This window comes from Rhizobium sp. NZLR8, assembly GCF_019685025.1.
In the GTDB taxonomy this organism is placed as follows: Bacteria; Pseudomonadota; Alphaproteobacteria; order Rhizobiales; family Rhizobiaceae; genus Rhizobium.
This window is the reverse complement of record NZ_JABDVY010000013.1, coordinates 178349-199461: the sequence shown is the minus strand read 5'-3', so window position 1 is coordinate 199461 and position 21113 is coordinate 178349. Positions and strand designations below refer to the sequence as shown.

The 21113-nt window shown below is 57.2% G+C and carries 31 protein-coding genes; 10 read left to right on the top strand and 21 right to left on the bottom strand.

Features of this window, described 5'->3' with window-relative positions; genetic code table 11:
- The 7 genes from HJB89_RS25395 to HJB89_RS25365 form a co-directional block, all read right to left on the bottom strand.
- Nucleotides 1–616, bottom strand: a 616-nt coding sequence (locus tag HJB89_RS25395) for a hypothetical protein (protein WP_221150711.1), incomplete at its 3' end; no start/stop codon positions are given.
- A 14-nt stretch (nucleotides 617–630) separates the two neighbouring features.
- Entirely contained in the window at nucleotides 631–828 is a 198-nt protein-coding gene (locus HJB89_RS25390; protein WP_207583293.1) for a response regulator transcription factor, read from the bottom strand.
- Nucleotides 825–1136 carry a GcrA family cell cycle regulator gene (locus HJB89_RS25385; protein WP_207583292.1) on the bottom strand — a complete coding sequence of 104 codons (312 nt, stop codon included), beginning with the start codon at nucleotides 1134–1136 and terminating at the stop codon, nucleotides 825–827. The genes HJB89_RS25390 and HJB89_RS25385 overlap by 4 nt, the downstream gene beginning before the upstream one ends.
- Nucleotides 1133–1531 (bottom strand): hypothetical protein, encoded by a 399-nt coding sequence (locus tag HJB89_RS25380; protein ID WP_207584270.1) that lies wholly within the window; start codon nucleotides 1529–1531, stop codon nucleotides 1133–1135. The genes HJB89_RS25385 and HJB89_RS25380 overlap by 4 nt, the downstream gene beginning before the upstream one ends.
- Entirely contained in the window at nucleotides 1497–1862 is a 366-nt protein-coding gene (locus HJB89_RS25375; RefSeq protein ID WP_207583291.1) for a hypothetical protein, read from the bottom strand. The genes HJB89_RS25380 and HJB89_RS25375 overlap by 35 nt, the downstream gene beginning before the upstream one ends.
- Before the next feature lie 46 nt (nucleotides 1863–1908).
- Nucleotides 1909–2133 (bottom strand): sigma-70 family RNA polymerase sigma factor, encoded by a 225-nt coding sequence (locus HJB89_RS25370; RefSeq protein WP_207583290.1) that lies wholly within the window; start codon nucleotides 2131–2133, stop codon nucleotides 1909–1911.
- A 184-nt stretch (nucleotides 2134–2317) separates the two neighbouring features.
- Nucleotides 2318–2527, bottom strand: coding sequence for a hypothetical protein (locus HJB89_RS25365; RefSeq protein WP_259671337.1), 210 nt, complete (start codon nucleotides 2525–2527; stop codon nucleotides 2318–2320).
- A gap of 83 nt (nucleotides 2528–2610) precedes the next feature.
- Here HJB89_RS25365 and HJB89_RS25360 point away from each other — a divergent pair, with 83 nt between their 5' ends.
- The 4 genes from HJB89_RS25360 to HJB89_RS25345 all read left to right on the top strand — a co-directional run bounded on the left by HJB89_RS25360 (nucleotide 2611) and on the right by HJB89_RS25345 (nucleotide 4798).
- The gene (locus tag HJB89_RS25360) at nucleotides 2611–3258 is read left to right on the top strand and encodes a S24 family peptidase (protein ID WP_011650846.1); all 648 of its coding nucleotides are present in this window, start codon (nucleotides 2611–2613) and stop codon (nucleotides 3256–3258) included.
- Between the two features lie 160 nt (nucleotides 3259–3418).
- Complete coding sequence (locus HJB89_RS25355) at nucleotides 3419–3880, top strand: retropepsin-like aspartic protease (protein WP_221150706.1); 462 nt, start codon at nucleotides 3419–3421, stop codon at nucleotides 3878–3880.
- Nucleotides 3881–4295: 415 nt separating this feature from the next.
- Nucleotides 4296–4559 carry a hypothetical protein gene (locus HJB89_RS25350; RefSeq protein WP_221141130.1) on the top strand — a complete coding sequence of 88 codons (264 nt, stop codon included), beginning with the start codon at nucleotides 4296–4298 and terminating at the stop codon, nucleotides 4557–4559.
- An 11-nt stretch (nucleotides 4560–4570) separates the two neighbouring features.
- Nucleotides 4571–4798 carry a hypothetical protein gene (locus HJB89_RS25345; RefSeq protein ID WP_221132212.1) on the top strand — a complete coding sequence of 76 codons (228 nt, stop codon included), beginning with the start codon at nucleotides 4571–4573 and terminating at the stop codon, nucleotides 4796–4798.
- Between the two features lie 26 nt (nucleotides 4799–4824).
- Here the strand turns inward: HJB89_RS25345 and HJB89_RS25340 are convergent, their stop codons facing one another.
- The gene (locus HJB89_RS25340; RefSeq protein ID WP_207583287.1) at nucleotides 4825–5064 is read right to left on the bottom strand and encodes a DUF982 domain-containing protein; all 240 of its coding nucleotides are present in this window, start codon (nucleotides 5062–5064) and stop codon (nucleotides 4825–4827) included.
- Between the two features lie 267 nt (nucleotides 5065–5331).
- On the opposite strand from HJB89_RS25340, the gene HJB89_RS25335 reads away from it, so the two are divergent.
- On the top strand, nucleotides 5332–6918 hold the full coding sequence (locus tag HJB89_RS25335; protein WP_221150705.1) for a hypothetical protein: 1587 nt from the start codon (nucleotides 5332–5334) through the stop codon (nucleotides 6916–6918).
- Between the two features lie 152 nt (nucleotides 6919–7070).
- Here HJB89_RS25335 and HJB89_RS25330 read toward each other — a convergent pair whose 3' ends face one another.
- The 12 genes from HJB89_RS25330 to HJB89_RS25275 form a co-directional block, all read right to left on the bottom strand.
- Nucleotides 7071–8645, bottom strand: coding sequence for a hypothetical protein (locus tag HJB89_RS25330; RefSeq protein WP_221150704.1), 1575 nt, complete (start codon nucleotides 8643–8645; stop codon nucleotides 7071–7073).
- Complete coding sequence (locus HJB89_RS25325) at nucleotides 8646–9128, bottom strand: hypothetical protein (RefSeq protein WP_221150703.1); 483 nt, start codon at nucleotides 9126–9128, stop codon at nucleotides 8646–8648.
- A 248-nt stretch (nucleotides 9129–9376) separates the two neighbouring features.
- A complete protein-coding gene (locus HJB89_RS25320; protein ID WP_221150702.1) occupies nucleotides 9377–9667 on the bottom strand; it encodes a hypothetical protein in 291 nt (96 codons plus the stop codon).
- Nucleotides 9668–9813: 146 nt separating this feature from the next.
- Nucleotides 9814–10257 (bottom strand): hypothetical protein, encoded by a 444-nt coding sequence (locus tag HJB89_RS25315; protein WP_221150701.1) that lies wholly within the window; start codon nucleotides 10255–10257, stop codon nucleotides 9814–9816.
- A complete protein-coding gene (locus tag HJB89_RS25310) occupies nucleotides 10254–10895 on the bottom strand; it encodes a hypothetical protein (RefSeq protein ID WP_221150700.1) in 642 nt (213 codons plus the stop codon). Before HJB89_RS25310 ends, HJB89_RS25315 begins: the two co-directional genes overlap by 4 nt.
- Entirely contained in the window at nucleotides 10885–11553 is a 669-nt protein-coding gene (locus HJB89_RS25305) for a hypothetical protein (RefSeq protein ID WP_221150699.1), read from the bottom strand. The genes HJB89_RS25310 and HJB89_RS25305 overlap by 11 nt, the downstream gene beginning before the upstream one ends.
- The gene (locus HJB89_RS25300; protein ID WP_221150698.1) at nucleotides 11546–11833 is read right to left on the bottom strand and encodes a hypothetical protein; all 288 of its coding nucleotides are present in this window, start codon (nucleotides 11831–11833) and stop codon (nucleotides 11546–11548) included. Before HJB89_RS25300 ends, HJB89_RS25305 begins: the two co-directional genes overlap by 8 nt.
- Complete coding sequence (locus tag HJB89_RS25295) at nucleotides 11826–12275, bottom strand: hypothetical protein (protein WP_221150697.1); 450 nt, start codon at nucleotides 12273–12275, stop codon at nucleotides 11826–11828. Before HJB89_RS25295 ends, HJB89_RS25300 begins: the two co-directional genes overlap by 8 nt.
- Nucleotides 12265–12963: a hypothetical protein gene (locus HJB89_RS25290; protein ID WP_221150696.1), complete on the bottom strand. Its 699-nt coding sequence runs from the start codon at nucleotides 12961–12963 to the stop codon at nucleotides 12265–12267. Before HJB89_RS25290 ends, HJB89_RS25295 begins: the two co-directional genes overlap by 11 nt.
- Nucleotides 12960–13502 carry a metallophosphoesterase family protein gene (locus tag HJB89_RS25285; RefSeq protein WP_221150695.1) on the bottom strand — a complete coding sequence of 181 codons (543 nt, stop codon included), beginning with the start codon at nucleotides 13500–13502 and terminating at the stop codon, nucleotides 12960–12962. Before HJB89_RS25285 ends, HJB89_RS25290 begins: the two co-directional genes overlap by 4 nt.
- 194 nt (nucleotides 13503–13696) lie before the next feature.
- A complete protein-coding gene (locus HJB89_RS25280) occupies nucleotides 13697–14539 on the bottom strand; it encodes a hypothetical protein (RefSeq protein ID WP_221150694.1) in 843 nt (280 codons plus the stop codon).
- Entirely contained in the window at nucleotides 14536–15999 is a 1464-nt protein-coding gene (locus HJB89_RS25275; protein WP_221150693.1) for a hypothetical protein, read from the bottom strand. The genes HJB89_RS25280 and HJB89_RS25275 overlap by 4 nt, the downstream gene beginning before the upstream one ends.
- Before the next feature lie 635 nt (nucleotides 16000–16634).
- Here HJB89_RS25275 and HJB89_RS25270 point away from each other — a divergent pair.
- The 5 genes from HJB89_RS25270 to HJB89_RS25250 all read left to right on the top strand — a co-directional run bounded on the left by HJB89_RS25270 (nucleotide 16635) and on the right by HJB89_RS25250 (nucleotide 20317).
- Nucleotides 16635–16976, top strand: coding sequence for a hypothetical protein (locus tag HJB89_RS25270; RefSeq protein ID WP_221150692.1), 342 nt, complete (start codon nucleotides 16635–16637; stop codon nucleotides 16974–16976).
- A gap of 380 nt (nucleotides 16977–17356) precedes the next feature.
- Nucleotides 17357–17557 carry a hypothetical protein gene (locus HJB89_RS25265; RefSeq protein WP_221150691.1) on the top strand — a complete coding sequence of 67 codons (201 nt, stop codon included), beginning with the start codon at nucleotides 17357–17359 and terminating at the stop codon, nucleotides 17555–17557.
- Nucleotides 17558–17616: 59 nt separating this feature from the next.
- On the top strand, nucleotides 17617–18240 hold the full coding sequence (locus HJB89_RS25260) for a hypothetical protein (protein WP_221150690.1): 624 nt from the start codon (nucleotides 17617–17619) through the stop codon (nucleotides 18238–18240).
- A 130-nt stretch (nucleotides 18241–18370) separates the two neighbouring features.
- Nucleotides 18371–19222, top strand: coding sequence for a hypothetical protein (locus tag HJB89_RS25255; protein ID WP_221150689.1), 852 nt, complete (start codon nucleotides 18371–18373; stop codon nucleotides 19220–19222).
- Between the two features lie 78 nt (nucleotides 19223–19300).
- Nucleotides 19301–20317: a nucleotidyl transferase AbiEii/AbiGii toxin family protein gene (locus HJB89_RS25250; RefSeq protein ID WP_221150688.1), complete on the top strand. Its 1017-nt coding sequence runs from the start codon at nucleotides 19301–19303 to the stop codon at nucleotides 20315–20317.
- On the opposite strand, the gene HJB89_RS25245 is transcribed toward HJB89_RS25250, so the two are convergent.
- Nucleotides 20318–21055 (bottom strand): hypothetical protein, encoded by a 738-nt coding sequence (locus HJB89_RS25245; protein WP_221150687.1) that lies wholly within the window; start codon nucleotides 21053–21055, stop codon nucleotides 20318–20320. It lies immediately after the preceding gene.
- Nucleotides 21056–21113: the final 58 nt, after the last annotated feature.

Below are 21113 nucleotides of genomic sequence, written 5' to 3'. Positions count from 1 at the left end.
GGTCAGGAGCACGGTCTATAACGTCACGGTGATGGACTACGAACACCTGCGCCAGATGCCGCCGCAGCCACAGCAATTGCTGCGGCGGCATCTGGCGCAGGTGTTCGTAGTCCATCACCGTGACGTTATAGACCGTGCTCCTGACCTGCGGGCCGTCCTGGCAGCGCAGCAGGATGCCCTGCAGGGCCATCATGCGGTTACTGGCTTTGCGGGCGCGGTCGGCGAGGCTTTCGGTCACTTCGCCTTCGTGGCCTTTGACAGTGAAGAGCGATTGGGCGCGCGGGCTCGGGGCCGGGATGCCGGTGGTCTTGTGGTAGCGGGCCATGGCCTCGGCATAGTCGTCGCCGGCCTGGCGCTGCTCGGCGCTGATCAAGCCGTCGAGGAACATGCGGCCGAGGGTATAACCGGCAAACGGGCTCTTGACCGTCTCGTCATCGACCGTCCGGCCGAAGCCGTGGATGCGGCGGCGGGCTGATATGGCGACGCTGATATTGTCCTTCTCGGTCTCGAAAGGCTTGATCTTGCCGCAGGGAAAACGCTCGACATTCTCCTTGCGCGGCCGGCCGGCGCCCTTGTTTGCCCGTTGTGTCCTAGCCTTGGCTGCTTTGCCACCCATGCTGATTGTCCTTCCTATCGAATGATGCCGTTGCGCAGTGCGGCGGCGACCAGGGCGGTATCCTTGAAGATGCCGAGTCTCGCCTTGGCGTTGGCGATGTGGGTATTCACCGTGATGTGGGAGATGCCGAGAATGGTGCCGATCTCGGCGGCGGTCTTTCCGGCCGCCATCCAGCCGATGATTTCGGTCTCGCGTGGGGTGATCTTGCTCATGGCGCCGGCCCATCGATGAACGGCACGCGCGGCATCGTCACTTCGGCGCCGGAAAACGTCACCCGCCGGACGCGGTCGGGATGGCGGATCGGCGCGGCCGGCGCGGCATCGGCCTCCGGCGGCTTCTGCCTTGTGTCCTGCCTGGCGTCCTGCCTGGCGGGGAACCTGTCGCGGTTGCGGTGCGCCATGTTGATGACGGTGTTCTTCTTCGAGCCGAACAGCTCGGCGATCGCTCTTGCCGAGCGCCCTTCCTGCCAAAGCTGCGCGGCCTTGACGATCCTGTCTTCCGTCCAGAATAGGTCTCTCACCCTGCTGCCTCCTGCGCGTCGCGCGCGGCTCTTGCGATGATCGGGTTGTCGGGAAACATTTTCGCCAGCTCGCGCTTGGCGCTGCAGCTGCCATTGGCGGCATCGCGCAGCAGCTGCATCTTGTAGGCGGCGACCTTCGGCTTCGGTGCCTCGGCTTCCCGTTCGATGCGCGGGCGGCTTTGGGCTGCCATCGCCGCCTGCTGATTTCGGCACTCCTCGGCAAAACTGGCGCTGCTCGGGGCAAAGGCGCGGTTATGATCCCTCACCTTCCCGGAGATGAAGCCTCTGGCGGCGCGCCAGACCGCCTCGGCCGAAATGCCGTCGATGGCGACGAGATAGGCGCGGATCTGCATATCGGGATCAGTGCCGGCGGATGCCGGGAAGCCCGAAAGCATCCCCGCTATGATCTTCACCGGAGAGGAAATCTCTTGCGGCATCGACTGTCGTCCTTCTCGTGCTGCTGTTGATCGACCCGGCTTCCCTCGCCTTCTCCTTGAGGTACCAGTCGCATTTGATCGCCTGCCAGCCGCGGAAGATCTGCATCTCGGCGGCGCCGGCCGGATCGCCGGTCAGCAGATATTCCCTGGCCTGCATCCGGGCGGCATAGGCCGTCAGCGGCTTCCTCAGCGTGCGCTTGCGATGCTCGATGACGGCTGCCGCCAGCTCCTCCCCCAGCACCGGGCTGAGGATGTCCATGATGTCCTTGCTCATTGCGTCCTTCGCCATACCGTTTCCTTTCTCTCGCCGATCGAGCCACGGCCCCGCCGTGACCTCAAATCCGCCGTTGCCCGCCGAAAAAATTGACTGAAGTGCCCGGCTTGAGGCGCGGGGAAAACCGGCGGATCTCAGCGCCGGCATGATCCAGCCCCGCGGTGTCGCCCTTCTCGGCGCTTCGAAGCCGGTGGATCTCGGTCTCGACCGAAGGCACCGACACGCCGAGGATGGCTGCGATTTCGATATAGTCCCGGCCGGTGCGGAAGAGCTCGAGCGCGTTCATGCCAGTGATCCTTGTTGTCCATTTCGAGCGCAGCGCACCGTTGCCGCCGAAGCGGGGGCTGCCCCGGTGCTTGATTTCGAATTCTGTTGGGGGAGCAAAGGCTCCGGTCGTCTGCCGGGCTACTACCCGGGGAATTGATGCCGGCGTCGCCGAGGGAGGCGACGACGCCAGCCACCGACAGCCGTCAGGGAGGGGTGGGGCTATCGGGATCGGTGATCTTCCGCATCTCTTTCGGGCTCGTTTGCCGGTCGCAATTTTCGCAGTGGCGCTCGATCACCTCGGCAATCGACAGCGCCTTGCCGCACATCGGGCAGCCGGTGAAGCGGCGGCTTCCGCGCTGGATCAGGCCGATTGCCGCCAGGGTGGAGGGGCTGATGGTCTCGCTGTTTGTCATGTGCGCTAGGGTATATTTAATACCCTGAATGTCAAGCACAATAGGGCATGACATATACCCTAAATTGGGGTATTTTTCATATCATGTTGAAAGATCAGGAACAATTTGAACGCGAAGAACGCGCAAAGCGGCTGGTCATGGCCAGGAAAAACGCCGGCTTTGCCGGGCCGAAGGCGATCGTCGATCGGTTCGGCTGGAATGCCAATGTCTACAAGGCGCATGAGTCCGGCCGCAACGGCTTCGGCATCGCCGATGCGAAGAAATATGCCCGCGCCTTCAAGGTCAATCTCAACTGGCTGCAGTTCGGCACCGGCAACGCGCTCGATCCGGATGAGCTGCCGGCCTCCGTTGCAGACGTGCCGAAGATCTCCTGGGTCAGCGCCGGACAGCTGAGCGAGCAGGCGCCGATCACCGACTTTTCGGAATTCCCGACGGTCGCCGCCCTCGATCTGCCCGACGGCGAATGGATCGCGCTCGAAGTCGAAGGCAATTCGATGAACAAGATCTCGCCGCCGGGCTCGATCATCTTCGTCAATCTTCGCGACAAGCGCCTGGCGCCGAACGCGCTTTATGTCGTCGCCGACGAGACGGGTGCGGCCACCTACAAGCGCTATCGCCCGAACGACGACCCGCCGTTCCAGCCCGCCTCCTACGAGGACGTGCCGCCGCCGGAATTCCAGGGCGCCGTCACCATCGTCGGCCGCGTCCGCCGATCGATCATCGAGATGTAGGGACCGATGCTCGGCAGCAATACTGCAAATCAGCCCTATTCATCAAGGAAACCAAGATGATCCGCCCTTCCTCGCGCGCCGGCCGAATCTGGTTCTATATCGTTACATTCGCGGTGTTTCTCCTGGCCTTCAGCGCCGCCCGCGAGATGATACAGTGAGCGTGAGCATCCCTGTTTTTCTTGTCGACAAGGCTGGCAATCGTGACGCGGACAACGTTAACTGCTCCCCTTGCATTGACTTGGTAGTTGTTGGTTCTGTGGCCACTGTTAAAGCTGTGGCGCTGCTCGATTCAGGGGCTGCCGCGATATATGCTGATCCTGAAATCATCAGGAAGACGGGCCTGCCAGTAGTCGGGAAAGACACTTTCTTCGCCGTCGGCCATTCAACAGAAACCACAATTCACAAGGCCACTATCTGGATTGATGGCCTTCCAGATCTTCAGGCGGATCTCCAGATGGCGCCCTTTCGTTCATCGGGCAAGCCCTATGACATGATACTCGGCCGTTCGTTTCTGACGATGTTTGAATTTGGCTTCGATCCGCAAAGACGGGCATGGAAACTTGTTCTGCCTGGTCTTTCCAGAGTGGATAGCTCCAACCGTCTCGCGCATACGGTATCCTGATCTCTTTCACCATATCTCTCTCCTATTCTCTTTTCTTCGTCCCTGAAGGCTGGTGAGGGAGGGTTCCGGCCAAAGCTTCCCCCTACCCCCTGAGCAAAGCCCATGAAGCCGGGAGAGCATTGGCCAGGTCCTGAAGGCCGGAGCCGGGATGGGACACGTGCCAGAGGGGCCATTCGCTTCGCCCTCGTCCTGATTTTCTGACAGCGCACTTAAGGACTTTCGCTTCCCGCGCCGCTGGGCTTCGTCAGCTCGGGAGTTGCACCCGGTCGCCCAATCACTGGCGACAGACATACGCCTATGATTCGTACCTCGTCAATCTGTAGGGTATTTTTTATACCTGATACCATTGACGCAATCGGGTATGATATATACCTTCTTCTCACAAACCGATCAGAGGCGCGTGAGGGGACAGGCGATGCAGCACATCCGCAATATCGAGACCGAGGAGAGCAAACGTGACGCCCGCTGGAATGGCGCGTGGGGGATGAACGACTGCAGCGCCTATATGGCGATCGAGGCGCAGCGCATGGGCGCCCTCGGCTTTGCCTTCCTGCGCCGTCCCGAACATTCGATCCGCGGCCCCTCCTGGCTGCGCGGCGCTGCGGCCTCGGTCGAGGAGCATTACCGCTATGCCCGCGAGATCATGGGCATGACCGATCACGATCAGCTTTACGCCTGAGGAGAACGGAGATGCCTGCCGATTGCATCATCAAGGCGTTTTCCGGCTGCTCCTGCTTGAGCCGTGAATGCGTGGAAAAGCCCCTCACCCCGGCGCCGGTAACCTTCATCTCCCGGCGCAAGCAGGCCATCGCCTGCCTTACCTTCGGCTTCCTCGCCGCGATCATCACGGCCGCCTGGATGGAGACGCAGTTCAAGCACCAGGATCGCACCGATCAGGAACAGGTCTCATGGAAGTGAGCCAGGATTTTGCCCGATATCACCGATCACGAGCTGTACTTGATGTCGCTCGCCTTGGCCGCAGTGATGAAGGCCCGCCGCACCTGCTCGGGCTCGGCGGCATCGTTGAAGACGTCAAGCACAAGCCGCTCAGCAACCTTGGCCGCCGCCGTCTGGTCGGGCCAGTCATTCAGCAAAGTGTTGCCGGCCTGGACGACATTATAGACCGTCCTCACCTTGCCATTGATGGTGATCTTCACCGGTTTGAAGCTTCGTCGCTTGCTCATGGCGCAGTATCTCACACGGAACTCGACTCAACGAATCACTTTGGGACTCGTTCCGGTTGATTCGAAAACCGGCGCATCAAAGCTGATTCGGGCAATGCCGATGCCGCGCGCTGCTGTTCAATCGCGTCGTTATAATTTTCCGGCAGAAAAATTATAACTGGAGAGAAGAGCGAGCTGGTGAAGGCCTTCTGCGGCAAGGGACCGATCTAAACCCTACCTTCCAAACGAGATCGTGATATGCTCGGAGTCCAATTTGGAGAAACAACTATGTTGAAAAATCATATAGTTGGACTGGCGGTTGGCGCGCTTGCGGTTTTTTTGACCGACGCAGTCGCGACCGCCGACCCGCTCCCCAAAGGTTTTGAACGCCACAAGTTCAACGGATCTGTCAGACCGGAGGCCAAGGACGGCGTGACCCGGTTTCAGATATTCGACCGTCAATGTTCCAATGTCGACTATGGAGATGGACGCGGCGAAAATGATTGTCGCAATGGCAACGTCCGCTCGACGATTCGCTATACGCGAGACATGAAGGCTGGCGAAAGCGTCGAATACACGTTTGATTTCCGGCTCGATCCGACTTTTGCCTACGAAGGCTGGCACAACAACTCCGCAAATGGCTTTTATCCCGATGGCCGGGACAGCCATTTGCGTTTCGCCTCCTGGGAAGGGCCGGCAGTCCACAATTTCATCTACATGCTGAAAGCCGACACGCGCAACGGCGTGAACTTTCTCGCCCACCAGTGCCAAAAACCGGGAGATTTCGGCAAATGGGCGACATTCTCGCTGAAAATCCGATGGGCAAGCGATGAGAGCGGATGGGTTACGGCAAGCTGCGACAACAAGGTGATCTACGCCGCCGAAGGCGAAGCAACCAACCAGGCTCCGAATTGCTGGGAATCGAACGAGTGCGAGCCGCAATCACACCGCGACCCGAAATCATTCAACTTCATTCTCGGCCCGGTGATGATGGGTTGGGGTCATGACTGGAAGACCTATGACAATCATACGTCCCAGTTTGACGTGGTGCAGCGCGATGGTATCGGCATCGATGTCCGCAATATCAGTGTGACCCGCGGTGTCAGCGACTATTCCGCCGAACAAGCAGGCTTGCTCAAGAGGTTGCAGCAGCAACTGGCTCATTTGGGTTGCAAGCCAGGGAATGTTGAGGGCAAGCCTGACAAGACAACACGGCAAGCCGCGCTCTCTTGCCGCAAGTTCAAGAGCGGTTCGCTTCCCGAGGCGCTCAACCTCACGACGCTGCAAGCCTTCGCTGACGCCTATGCCAAGCCTGAGACCGCAAGTCTGCCTTCAGGCAACGCCGCGGCGGCTTCCGAAAACGTTTCGTCAAAGCCGAGGATCTATATCAAGCTGGGCGAAATGCTTGCCATGACGACCGGCAAAGACACCAAGGTGAATTCCGACTTCTTTGGCAAGATCAAAGGCGCCAAGAAGGGGCAGAACGAGCTGGACTTCATTATACTGGGTCAGTTCGACTACGCTGGCAACACGTTCAGCCAGCTGTCATTTCTTCTGCAAGACAAGCTCTCCAAGGCCGAAGTGAATGCGGCGGCCAAGTGCGGCTATGGGACGATCAAATTTCCGGACGGCTCAGATCATGTGGAGATCGGCATGCAACGTTCCGGAAACACGTTCTCGTCCCCGCCAAGAACTGACTGCTTGATTCAAGCGCTCGGCAAACGACCGGCATCGCAGGTTCCCTACCTCACCACGGGGTTTGCCGATCTGGCTAAATCAATGGTTTCCGACGGCAGTTGGAAGAAACTCAGGCATGAAGGTTTGAAGATATTTGTGAAACGTGTTGCCGATGGTGAGATCACAGTCGGCGGCTGAGATCGCAGCAAACATGCTGGGGGATTTTTGCAGACATCAGCGAGAAACGAAAAACCCCGCCGGAGCGGGGGTTCTATCTGGTCGGAGTGAGAGGATTCGAACCTCCGACCCCCACGTCCCGAACGACCAGAGGCAGGTGTTGAGTCACCTTGCTACGCCGCACTTCGCTTTGATTTTCCAAGGCTTTTTCCCGAACTCGTTGATTCTCGTTTACCCTCATTGATTTCCATTCTGTCGGTTTCTGTCGATTTCTGTCGGGCGTTCTTGACCTGTTTCGGATTTGTCTCGCGCAACTTGACCGCGTGAACGCCCGTGCTTTTTCGCTTCGGATCGGAGACCGCCTGGGCGATTTTCTGCATGTCTTCCTCGCGGTGTTTGGCGTAGGTCTTGACCAAGGTTTCAGTCGACATGCCCAAATAGGCCGCGATAGACGGCAGCGGCAAATCCTTTTGGCCGCAGAGCCAAGTCGCTGCAGAATGCCTGAAAGTGTGAATGACTGACTCGGTTTCGTCGCCGAACGTCTCTTCGAAGATTGCCTTCATCCCGTCCTTCACATTGCCTGGCTCTTCCTTCCCAAGGCGGTGATAAGGATAGGCACAGGGGTAGATGATGCCCTCGTCACGCCAACGGACAAGCCGCTTAACGACGATATCAGGGATAGGGAAAGACGGGGCTTGCTTCGTTTTGTGCTCGACCTCTTCGTCGCCGAGCCGATGATATCGACCCTTCCAAACTAGCTCGCCTGTATCGTCATCAATCACTTGGTAGAGATCGATCCAAGGTCGATCACCATCGTTTTGAAAGGACACTCGTTCCACCTTGTCCTTTCGCGATCCCGTCGTGATCGCCAGGAATGCGAAGCGTGCGAGATGCCTCCGGGTTGGAAGGTCTTTCACCGGCTTACCGTTGATCCAGCCCATCCCCTTATGCTTCCAAGCCGCCCGGATCATCCGGCGAACATCAGCGAGAGTGAAGGCGTGTTTTCTCGGCTCATATTTTGGCGGCAGGTGGATGTGGATTTTGTGCCGGATAAACTCGTACGTCACCGCAAACGTCACGGCAGCGCTCAATTCTTCCAGATAGCGTCGAGCTGCTGACCGGCGGTACGGGAACATCGCCGGATTGAACGGTTCCAACAGAGCGGGCGGCTTGGACCTCAACGGGGGTAGAACTCGATGATGTCCCCGTTCAGCCAGGTCAATGATGAACTTCTGACGGGCATCGGCCTTCTTTTGGAAAGCGACCAACTTCTCTTGATAGACCGCAACCTGGCGGTCGTGAAGTGCCTTCGCCCGGGCGATCTCCCGATTGTGGACGAATTTCCCGAAGTCCAGGCACCGAACGCGGCTGACCGAATCGAGGGGTAAGTCTTCGAAGAACTCCAACAATATCCCCAAACGGCCGAGAACATCCTCTGGCCGAGCGATCTCGTTCGGATAGTCGTCGTCCGGAGTGAAATTTTCGATCCGGCGGTCAATGTAGAATGTAATCAGGTCGGCGACTGTGACATCTGACGTCGCTTGACGGGTCATCATCAAGCGACCGCCCGCCATTTTCTCCTGCTTATATTTATCTGCCGCCCTGTGAGCTGCCGCTGCTCCAGTCTTTTCGCCGCCGAAGCCAAGGCTCCATCGATATTTTGGGGCACCAGGTTCGGGATCGATGATGTGCCATTTGTCGATCTTCTTGTCGTACCAAGCGCGGATACCGTCTGACTTTCGTCCCATTCACTTCCCCTGCTTTTTCTTCGCGAGTGCAGCTTTCATGGAGATCAACCGAGCGGTTGCGTTCTCAACCGAAGCCTTGGCTTGCCGCTTCTCGTCCAGCGTTTTGGCCTTCGGGGAAAGATACTGAACCACCTTCGCCTTCTCTGGCCGTGCTCCTTGCCTCATCGCGATCCAGTCTCGGAGCGAAGCTGCAGATGTGAACTGGTTTGACCCGTGCCACGACGTCTGCAGCTCGCCCTTGTCGGCGGCACGGCGCAACGAGTTTACCGTGAACGAGGGCCCAGGAATGTCGTGAGCTTCATCTTTCCGGAGAATGCCTCCCAAAAGCGGATGACAAACCGCCCGCCTGAACGGCAGCTCTACATGCTCTCCCGGCAAGTAAATCCGAAGAGCTTCCCGCGCCTTCTCAATGTTAGCCCTGACCCTTTTTGAACGCGCAACAAGAGCCGCTACCGCGTGAACGGTTTCGTTAATTTCGGACATCTTTTCAATTAGTTCCGGTTTCGACCGACAGAACATAGCTGTCGGACTACGTGGAAGCAACAGGTTGAAACAAAAAGCAAAATGATTTCAGATGCTTGTCCCAAATGTCGGGGCCAAATGCGTTGACACCGACGTTTAGGACATCGGCATTTTAACGAATTTTTGATAAGCGTTTGAAGTCAAATGCGATCAGCAAGAAAGTGGGAATTTCTGCTTTTTTACTGATCAACTGCACAAGCAAATATATTCTACGCGGCCTGGAAAACCTGGGTCTTTTTGCAGTCCGCGCACGTACGATTGTGAATGCCGGTGGAAACGAACAGGTGCGGCATTTCCGGATTCAGGCAAGTCCGAACAGCAACTCCGGGCTCCTGCAACTCATCTCGTGTCAGCGAATATAGACCGATCCTCGATCCTTTTGTTGCAACGGCCTGTCTCGTCCGGCCAAGCGCCTCCGCAATTTCAGGGTTCGATTTTCCGGCGATGTACAGCTTCACCAGCGCCTCGAAGTCCGCTCTTGTCCAAAATTTCTCATGCATTCCCGTCTCCAAAACATTGCTTTGAAGACCAGTCTGCTGGACATTCTCGTCGGCCGCCAACGGAATTTAATCCTATTGCGGTGCTCATCAATCAGTTTGGTAGCTAGAGCCGGTTAGGTTCCGCCCGGTGGCGAAGATGCCTGGGTTTACTTGTCCTCCGGCATCTCGTCCCAGCCCTCTGGCTCGGCGTATGGGACCTTGGCCAACACCGACAATGCCGCATCCTGCAGGTGGATCGCATTGAGGATATCGGCGGGATCAGCGATCACCCCGGGCTTAGCGATGCTTCCGGCGTCGAATCCGAGTGACTGGACGAGTTCACCCATGACCCGGTCGACTTCGTCGTCTTGCTCTTCGGAGCCATCATTATCCCAGCTGACCGAATATCCCGGGCGATGGTCGACACACATTTCCAATCGGAAATTGATATCGCCGATGGCCGCGATCCGTTCCAGGAATGCGAGCAGCACCGGATACTGGCGCTCATCGAGAACGACGCTGCATCCTTCGCCGATAAGGTCTCCGCAAAGGAATTGAAGGGTCGTCGTGTAGTCAATGAGGGTGTCGTTGGCAGCTCGAAGCGGCTTCATTCTCCATCTTCTCCGTGTTTCATGGCCCAGGCGTCGACATCTAAAATGATACCGTCTCGGCCCGGATCGGGCTCACCGATGATATGAGCGTGTCGGTCGCAAAGAGTCAGACAGATTGAATGCCCAAACCGCAGTCGAGCTGGTTGCCCGCATTCCTGGCACGTCACCAGGCTCGCTTGCAACGCAATGCGATGAAGCTGGATGACCTCCGATTCCGCTGAGAGCATGTGGTCGGAATACAATCTGAGGGCTCCGAATTTTTCTTTACCCCGACGGAGCCAGGCAGGTCGCCCTCGCTTTGTTAGATCACGTATGCCATCGGCGTAATCGACGAGAATGCCGGTCCATCCTGGTCCGAATTGAAGCCCTCCATAACCAGGACGCGGATCGGGCTGATAGACATCGGCGTATTCCACCCTGAAATCATCAAACCGGCGGCGGCGCAGCTCGACCTTGATCAGGTCGATATCATTAGCTGACAGTCGGATTTCCTCGTTCCTGGCCCAGACCTCTGCTCCGGTCAGGCCGTCAGGTGCGGTGGGGATGATATCGCCGATAGCAAGGATGTCGATAAGATTCAGGAGATCAACGCCCAGCGCCTGGACGGCTTCGTGGCATTTCATGAGATCAGTCATCATATCGGTTCCCTGCGTGCACATCACACAGCGTTTTCCGCCAGGTCGTCCACCGTAACTCGCCGGGAGCACCACACATCTCGCAGGTCACGGCAGCTCGTTCGACAGCGACACGTTCCGCTGCCCGGCATGCGTCATTCGCAGACGTATCACATCGATAAGCGAGACGAAGACCGCCCCACTTTTCATGAGCGCCAAGGAAGCCGTAGCCCGGTTGGCCCGAGCAAGCGTCATGGAAACGTTCGACGATGCGATGCCATCCTTCCTCGGAATGCATCTTTTGTCGCAGCTCTCGCATCTGTTTGACATATGCAAGCAAGCCGACGTGCACGGCGGTGCGGTAATACGACTGGCTGTATTCGCCTCGAAGCTCTCCTGCACTCTGATCCGACCACGCCTTGATCGCCTGTTCCGTGCGCTGGTCGTCGACTGGGTGAAGATCAGCAAAAGCATGGATATCAGCAATGATCTCGTCGTGGTGATCCCGCCAGACGCCGTCATAGAATAGTCGTGGCAGCTGGTCGATATCGTTTTCAGCACGCCGCCAGATACCCGGATACAGCGCCTCCAGGACTGTATCCGCCGCCTCTTGGAGCGGTGACATTGTAAGAAGTTTGCGGCGATCAGGAACAATCCGGCCGCCGACGATGCGGTCAGGCATCTTCAGCCTCCCGGCGTTCTCGTTCGATCCGCCAGAGAACGTCGCTGATTTTCATCGTCGTTTGTGCGATCACAAATGCTTTCTCGATGCCAGTCAGGTGATAGAAATACGGCGTCGCGAAAGCTTTGCGCCGGACGACATCAATGCGCTCGGCGAACGGGACGTCTCGGTTCTCGACGATGTATGCGTGGATGACTGCCTTAATCAGGTCAGCCTCTCGAATCCGGGCGTCGATCAGGTGTTGGTGCGCTGGAGTGCGGGTGTGGACGGTGTCAGTCATGGAAAATGTCTCCTTCACGTCCGCGTGCGATCCAAGCACGGCGTTGATCAGCATGCCTGGGGCAAAGGCATTGGTAATAGCCACCAAAATTGCCGATTTCGCCCAGGTCGCCGCAGATTTCACAAGTGTAAGCTGAGTTGTCGGCGACCACGCGACGGAGGCCTTCCATTTCGGCAGCCAACTCATCTGGGTAGCTTTCGTCTTCGGTCCGGGGTCGGATGTAGATTCGTAGCTCCCCGAATTTTTCCTTGATCTGCCGGATGCCCGCGCGATTAATCCAGCCGTGCTTTTCAAGGATAGTCTCTGCATCGCGGAGCCGGTCGGCGATCAGTTGCAGCCAGCCGTCTTCGACTGCAAACTCGACGTGCGGCGGCAGGATGCGGCTGTGTTCTTGACGGAGCTGGGCGATGAAAGTCTCGCGGTCGAAATTTTTAGGAAGCATTGGAGCCTCCCTGCTTGTGCTTGCGTACAAGTTCGTCAGCCTGTGCTTCCAGGTCAGCGATCATTGTGTTGATCGACATCTGAGCACCGAGATGTACGGCCGTCAGATCGATATAACGGACCCGAATGAAGAGCGCACCGTCGTCCATCTCCAGGCGCGTGATTAGGACTTTGCCGACGATATCCTCTTGCTGTACGAGCTTGTGGATCGAACGGAGGGTGCTGGCAAGCAAATCGAAAAGGTGATCGGGGACGTCCAGGTCGATGGCCTTGCCGTGGATCGACGGGAATAGATCGCGGACTTCCTGATAGATCGCCGCCGCCCTGGCTTCAGCGGGATCAGCCCCGGCGTGACCGATGCACCGGATATGGTGCCCGTCGGAAGCGCCGGGGAGTCCGCAAACCTCGCACGTCTGCTGGCTGAGGCCGTAGATCGTGCGTTGCGCAACACGAAGAGCGATGTCCTGCTCCGGATGCCATCTGCTCATCTCTGGAAAGCAAAAAGCTTTTAGGCCGGACGGGGTCCGCTCGAAGCGAACGGAGACGCCGTCGGTCATGTCGCCGATGCTATTAATGACGTGAAGAAAGTCGTCAACGAGCTGAAACCACCCGTCAGGGAGCGTATCGATAGACTCATGATAGTATTTGCGATGCATCACGCGGATGCGGTCGATGACGTCAGGGCTCATGCGACCACCTCCGCGTTGCGCATGCTGGCGGTCAGATTTTTGAAAGAGGCAGGCGCAAATCCGACATCAGGGCAATCGACGCCGCAATCCCGCGACCGGCCAAACGCAGGCAGGCGACCGTGGCTATGACCGAACAAGTGCCAGCTACCATGGATGCTCGCGTTCCAGGTGCGCTGGGCATAATGATTTAGGACAATACGGTCGCCGTCGAGTTTGCATTCGGCGTAATGGGTCGGCTCGATATCCCAGGCCAGCCCGGCAATTGATTTCCGGATGTCGCCGTTGTTGTCTAGATCGTGATTCCCAAGGATCAACCTTTTCCGGCCCCGCAACTGCGAGAAAATCGAGGCGGTACGGTCTTCCGAATGATAGCTGAAATCGCCCAAATGCCAGACGATATCACCATCTCGGACGACCGAATTCCAGGCGTCGATCAGGTGTCGGTCCATCTCGTCCGTGTCGGAGAACGGACGGTTTTCGAGCATGCGGCTATGACCAAAATGATGGTCGGCGGTGAAGTATTGCGAGGTGAACGCCATTTCTGCGAGTCCTTTAATCTAGTCACAATTCTCCGAAAACCGCCAACGCGGCATCAACCGTTAGGCTGATATTTTCGCAGATAGGTGTGACTGGACTCGCATGTTTAGGTGCCTTTCGGGCATTAATGGCTGCGGGTATACAACCACGAGGGAGTCCATGGATCAAGCGGAAAATGGCGGAAGGTTAACCGAAGTTAAACGGCCTGATTTCCAATGTAATCCACCCCACTTTCGAGGACGCTCTCGTTGTATCGAGATACGATGCCTTGTGGCTTCTTCTTCTTCGCATCCATCATCTCCTTCAGCTTTTCAAAGGCGAAATGCCTGGATACGTTCTGGCAGCAGTTGCTGAAAGCGCCGGGGTGGTTCCATCCAAACTGTCGCCTGAACACTGCCCAGCTTTCAGGCAGACGCTGCTGGTTCGCAGGATCACCGATGACGCGTAGCTCCCGTACGACCGCGCCTTCCAGGGCGATGTTGGCGTCATAGATATTTGGATACTGGTCACGAAGGATGGCGATGACGTCCATCTCGATCCAGGTCTGGTTCTCCCGCGCTGTCTTATCAGCGAACGGAAAACCGTCGAGCAGAGCGGCAAACTTCCTTCCCTCTGCCCTTGCTTCAGGCTCGATCATATGCCGCAACGAGGGTCGGATTTTTGCGACATTGAAGCCATACTTCATGTCTTCCGGATCGGGTTCAGGTTCCTTCTTTTTCACCCGGCTTGTCGGTCTCGCCACCTTACGGTTCTCCGCCATCCAGTTGAGGTTTTGCGTCACATAAACGCGGCTCAGCTCCGATAGGTCGGATAGGATTTCATCGATGCCGTCGGTGTCGTCAGGAAGCTCCAAGCCGAGAGGTACATATTGCCTGGAGCTTCCGTTCAGCTGGTAGCTGAAGACGGCATGATGAGTTGCTGGTCCAATCCAATTCCTCGTCAGCCGTCGGATGTCGTCGATGACATCCCGGAACGCTTCATCCCGGACGCCTTCATCGACTTTGAATACGAGTGCTTGTGGAATGATATCAGGGATCATTGATAGATTACCTCGGCTGTGATGGACGCGACCTCTTCGATCAGCGATGACCATTCCGTTTTTGTTGGTGAGATTTTGAAGGTCGAGCGATGATGGCCGCTGACGGTGTAGACCCGGAGGACGATCTTTCGATTGCCGGTCCATCGGGTCTCTTCGATCCGAGCGACGATGTTCTGCCAATGTTGGTCTTCGATGTCGTTCAGCTGGAGGATCGCCTTCACGCAATCCTCGAACTCGCCTCCGCCGGTCCCGGCAGGGATCACAAGCGCAGCCTCAGCGGCGGCACGGGCAGCAGCCAGGACCTGTTGTTTCTCGCGCTCGACAGCTTCCGCTTCGATCTGAATCAGCTTCTTGAGCTTGGTCGTTTTCGCACCAATCCGTTCAGCCCGGCCGATCTGTCCTTCGATTCGATCCTGGTAGGTCATCTTACCTGCGAGATCGGGATCGCCAGCTTCCTCAGCCAACATCGCCCAGAGGGCATGTTCGGCACCGGACTCGTTGATAGCAGCCAGGAGACCTTCCCCCCTGAACGTCCTTAAGTCATACCCAGCCGATAAAGGCTTCTTGTCGAGGGATTCCTTAAGCACTGCCAACCAAAACTCGAAGAACCGTCGTTCGTAATACCCAGCGAAGACCTCGCCACGGCCAAAGAGGTGGACGGCCTTGGCCCAGGTGCCGGAATTGATCTGATAAAGTGGATCGTCAGCACCACCATCGGCAACGGTAACCTTATCGCCCGGAACAAGGCACGGTCGCGGTGGCTGAAGCGTGAGCGTGAAGTTATAGTACCGGATGGCTTTCCCGCGACCACTCTCGGTTACTTTTTCCACGGCCGTGCGGAACCGGCGAACCTTTTTCAAGTCTTGAATTGAACGGTCGACGAAGTCACGGAGCTTACCCGTATTCATATTGCCATCAGCATCCCGAGGGAATCCGATGATGTCGGCGAGCTGCGCAGGTGTAAGCTGAACGAAGACCTCGTTGGCCTCGCCTGGTATCCATTTGCGCTTGTGGCTTTCGAGAGCCAGGTGCTTGTAGAGTGCTGGGCTGTATTTCGACGACATCGATCCGTCAGCAATGGCGGCCAACTCGACATAGGCAAAACGAGGCATCTTGCTCATGAGCTTGCGGATCGGCGTCGGGAAGGAATACTCGATCCGGTGATCGTCGCGGGTAAGCTCTTCCCACATTGTGACCATGGGGACGTTTGCGAACTTGCGATGAGGATCGTCGCTATCGCCGAAATCCAGTCTGATATCCGTCAGCCTGTCGACGGCAGCAATCACGCCAGCCGCGCGGGCATCCTTACCCATGAACCTCGTCAACGCCTTCATCGAAACGGAATAGTCCAGGCGCTCCATCGACGGGTCGACTTCATAGGCATTTGCCAGCAGGATTTCCCAGACCCCGATATCAAAGACCGAAAGACTGCCCTTCTTGACGCGGATACCGGTCATCATTTCAGGCGGCCTGGGTGATGATGGGGCGACCTCACCGAACTTGTGTGGATGCCTTTCGAGTATTTGAAGGCTGCCCTGAGGACCCGGGCGAAAGCTCTTGCGACCGGCAATCGGTGTCGCGGATTGGGTATTCATCGGTATTGCTCTGTTCCCTTAACAACAAGTGTTGTCGACGGCGGAACAAGACGCAAGCATTAAATCCCAAATTTTGTTGACGAGGATGAAAATAGATCAATGGGGTTTCGAGGTAAAAATCCGAGTTGGGAAATCCGGGATATAAACATATTTGACCCAGAGGCCGAGTTGGGAAATCTGGGATGAAAACATTGTTGACGAGAAGGTATTTATCCTGGCGATTTTGTTGAGGCTCTTCCGGGTTTCGCCTCTAATACTAAGTCCAACTAGGTTCGCTTCGCTTTTGGTTATTTTAGTTTGCCCTTGCGCTTCGCGATTTTGTTTAAACCAAGAGGCACCGCTGGTGCCCGCCTTGACCGCTGCACGGAGGATGGCTCGGCAAGGGCTTAGGAGCGAGCCGGTAAATCATTACTTCACGGCAGCAATGGCGCAAGCCGTGTCACTTGCAACATCCCGGCATAACGTAGTGACGACACGTAGTGACCGCCGGGAGAGCGACAATGCCAAGACAAGCAACAGGACGAAGTGAGAAGCAGCGCCAGCGCCAGCAACGCTATCGTGCCCGCCTCAACGCGGCAGCCGAGCCTGAGACCGCCGAGCTGGACACGGCAGCGGCCATGGCTGTGGCAAAGTTGGTCATCGACCTTGAGCAAGGCAAAGCCGTTTCCGGATCAAAGGACATTCTCGACAGGCTCCTGGTGGCCGCAGTCGAGGCTCTCAAGAGCCGAGGTTACAACGGCCGTTCAGCTGGCCGTCTTATGCACCGTCGGCTGACTTGGCTGAAGGAGAGCTTCAAAGACCCAGAGGCTAGCTGGTACACGAAGCGGGGTATCCAGCTATGAGTGAAGCCGGTCTCTCCCCCCATTACTCAGTAGTTTCGAAACCGATTTATCAACAGTCACATAGTGACGAGGTCCTGACCCGGGCGCATGAGGCTGTCCGGTACCTGGCCGCTCTCGATCTTGACCATGCACAGAAAGCCAACAAATCCGGCTTTAGCAAGTCTGATACTCGGCTAGGGCATAGCTTGGCTAAGTGGCCGACGGAGATCGTCATCCGGCATTGGGCTTTCGGGCTGATCGCCGTTAAGCTGGCACGGAAATATCGTCGTCAGCTTCCGCCACGGCTACTCGTCGACCAACCCACCCAGACCAGCCTCGACGTTTGACTTGGTCGTTTCGGCCGACCGGGTTCTCCTATGGGGAGTCTACGGAGAACCACTATGCCACATCCCGATCTTTCGAAACTGACCAATGAAGAGATTGAGGAATACACCCGCCGAAAGCTGGCAAATTGCCGTCTATACGGTCTGACCCTGCTGGAGGCCGAAACTGCTGGCGACGGCCGCATTGCAAGGGTTGCATCCGCCTGCGCCATCCGTGACGTTAAAAACCGCCGTCAGCGGCCTGGGAGCACCCGGTAATGGTGGCTCACTCATCCGATTCCACTTCCCCATCTGACCATCTTCTGCGAACGACGGAAATGGAAGCTGTCGTTCTTGATCTACGCGAAAAGGTCAAAGACCTGACGGCACCGGAGAGCCCTGAGCTTACAGCTTTGATCGAGGCCATTGACCGGCTCTACAAAATCGTCCTGACCGGGTCAGGTACCGACGGTGGCGGTTGGTCAAGTGATCCACGGTCCGAAACATACTTCGATGATCCCGACCGCCAAAGATCGTTTTTCTCTGTCATCCTCGGTATCGACGGATACGGTGCGGCCTGGACCCAGTTCCTCACGCAAACGACAAGTTCGTCGGTAATGCGCCTGACGTATGGCAACGATACCGATATCGCTGCTTGGCTCGACCAGAACGGCAAGAGCCTATCGACAGTTACAGTCGGCTCCCCGGAAATTCTGGATGCACTCAGCGGGAAGAGCCTGGCCGAGAAGGCAATCGGCACGCCCGAGATGATCACCGCCATCGGGACAAAGACCGCCCTCGAACTGATGTTCGGCAACGCCACCCGGGCAGCGACTTGGGTGACATCGATTAAATCCTTAGCGGAGGGCGTGTACGGCGACGCGAAGCCGAATGTTACTCATGACCCACTCATCCAACGTGTCGCTTCTCTGGAAGCTCGCGTTACAGCACTAGGAGGCTGACAATGGCGCTTGCGCTTCTCTCCGCCAGGACTCACGATGATTACTCCCCGGCGCGACCGATCTTTTCCAACTGCGCCCACCTGGCCTGGCGCGGACATCCGCTGCCGGGTCATTTTTTTGGGAGCTGCTCATGGTCAGCGTAGCCTTCAATTTCAACGGCCCGTTGATCCAACGCGAACTCGACGCTATCGGCCGTCAGGTTTTTCCTCGCGCTCTGGCTCAACAGCTAGACGACACGGCATTCGTCGTCGGCAGAAAAGTCCAGGACGAAATCAGCCGATCTGTCGACCGTCCAAGACCATTTACGCTACGGCCGATGAAAGTCACCCGTGCAAAGTGGCGGGATGGGGACCGCATGTTCGCATCCGTCGATATGCTGCCCACTCAAGCGGACTATCTGTATTTTCCAATCACGGGTCAGGCTCGACACCCTGGTGATCCAGGAACCGCCAGAACCGATATCCTTTCCTACTCGGCCACCCCGTCAGCTTTCGGCGGTGCTTTCAACAAGGTGCAATTCAAACGGCTGACCAAGAGGGCCAAGGATGAGGTGATCAAGCGGTCGGCTCTCAGAGCCCAGCGATCTGCTTCCCAAGGTCCTGGAAGGCTACCCCGGAGCCTTAAATGGGTTGGCGCGTCTCGTAATGCCCCCGGCATGTTCTGGGGTGTTGTGAACGGCACTCACGGACTTTGGCAGCGGCCCGAGCGTTATGGCAACGCAGAGCGCAGCGGCATCATCAACGCAGCTAGAAGCCAGCCAGGACACATCTCGACCGGTGGACGTCGCGGCGGATCGTCGATGCCATGGACGAAACCTGGTTCGACACTGAAGCTGTTGCTGGCCTTTCAGCCGACGGTGCGGACACCTGTTACGATCCACTATGACGATGCCCTTCATGCCGGTTACGCCCAGGCCATGACGGAAGCCAACTTCGTCCGGGCCCTGCAAGCCAAGAAGACCTGGTTTATCAACCGGCCCTGATCGGCCGATCCGCCGAAATTCGTCGTATGCGTCAGCTGACCACACGCTCTTCCAAACAAAAGCTTTGGGAGAGCTACAATGGCCAACGCCGCCGTTTACGACGAAGGAATTCGTCTCATCAATCGCATCAAGTCTGCCTGCCAGCTGCACGGCATCGACACCCGCAAGGCCACTGAACGCATGTTGGCCGAGGAAATTTCGCGGGGCCTTTCCAAGCACCTCATCCCTCGCCACATGATCAAGGGCGGTCTCCTGCATCCGCAGGTCACCCGCGAGACAAGCGACCTCGATATCCTATTCGAGCGGAAGATCGAGCCACACGAAATCTGCCGGGCATTCGAGTTGATGAAGCCGGACCTGGCCGCAAAAGGCATCGAGCTTCGCAGCTACACCCGTGAACCCGAGCCGCTTCATATCGACGGTCATGGTGGCGACCGATACAAGGTCTGTGCGTATGCCGGGAACACCCGGATCAACAACAAGATCGAGGTGACCGGCGGCACCCAGCTGTTTCCGAAATTCCGTCCGGAGCGCCGTCACGGATCGGTCTTCTTCAAGGGTCAGGAGCCACTTCTCGGTCTGTACCAGACGTTTGAGAGCCAGGCTGCCGACAAGCTGATCGAGGTCGTCACGAACCAGGAAACCACGCGTTGGAAAGATTTCCGCGACCTCTCGATGCTGAACGGCATGAACCTGGACCCGAAGCACATCGCTGAGGAAATCCTCCACAAGCTTCGTCGCAAGCAACTCAGCGATTTCTCGATCATGAACGTCATTCCGGAGGAGCCCAAAGCTCTAAAATGGGAACTGGCTCAGGAGAAGGCAAAGCTCTGGCATGCCTGGAAAGACAAGCACTCGCCTGACGTCAACAAGTTCATCGACGTCCTGTGCGACGGCCGCGAGCTGTATGTCCAAGTCCGTCGACATATCGTTGCCGACCTGAAGCTTGTCCAGGAACGCCGTCAGCGCGTCCAGAGGCAGGCTGAGATCATGAACAAGTTGCGGGAACGTCATACAAAGGCGACCGACGGCGTCGTCGTTCAGATGGGCGACTACCGCGATCCAGCAACCCTGGCCTTCCGGCCGAAATTCTGATCACCAGGTAGTGTTCGCCTTGGCCTTCGCCACTTCAAGCGCCGCGCCCAACTCGGACCGGCGCTTTTCCAATTCCTCAATCGGAACCTTCTGCTGAAAAAATGGATGGTTCTTTCGAGCCTTGGCAAGCTCCTCTTTCTGCTTCTCGATCTTCGCGATCTTTTCCTTAAAGCTATCGTCCGGGTCCCAGCTCCCGCGATCCAGGTACTCGACACCATAGTTCTTCGACAGCTCGAACCGTAGTGCAGACGCCTCCAGACCGATCCAGCTGAACCTGAATTCACGTTCTCGGAAGTAGTCAGAGAAGTCCGGCGGTCCGTCACCATATTCACCTTCGGCGGCACAGGACTTCACGGCAGCATCGATCTTATTAGGCAGGGCTCGTATTCGGTACTGCAACGATCTTGGAAACGAAGACCATTTGAGATCGCTTCCCCAGGTAAGCTTTGGTGTGTCGACGGTCGGCTCCCAATAGCCTGTCTCGCGGTCTTCTTCCTGAGGGTCGTTGACGACCTCATAACAAGCTGAGACCAACCGATCTAATTCGGATGCCAATGAGAATGCCAGCACCTCGGCCTCGGTGTGACGGTTCCGTTTGGCCATGGTCACTTCCTTGAGCCATGTCAGGCCCCACACCACGATCCCGCCGACCAGAGCAACAACGAGGCCAGGAAAAATGGCTGCCAACAATGACGGCGGCGGTGCCGAATGCCCGATGGTGATTTCGAAAATGCTCATCCGGTTCCTGTTTCTTGCATGCGGGCTTGCAGCCGACGGACTTTGCGGCAACCATCTA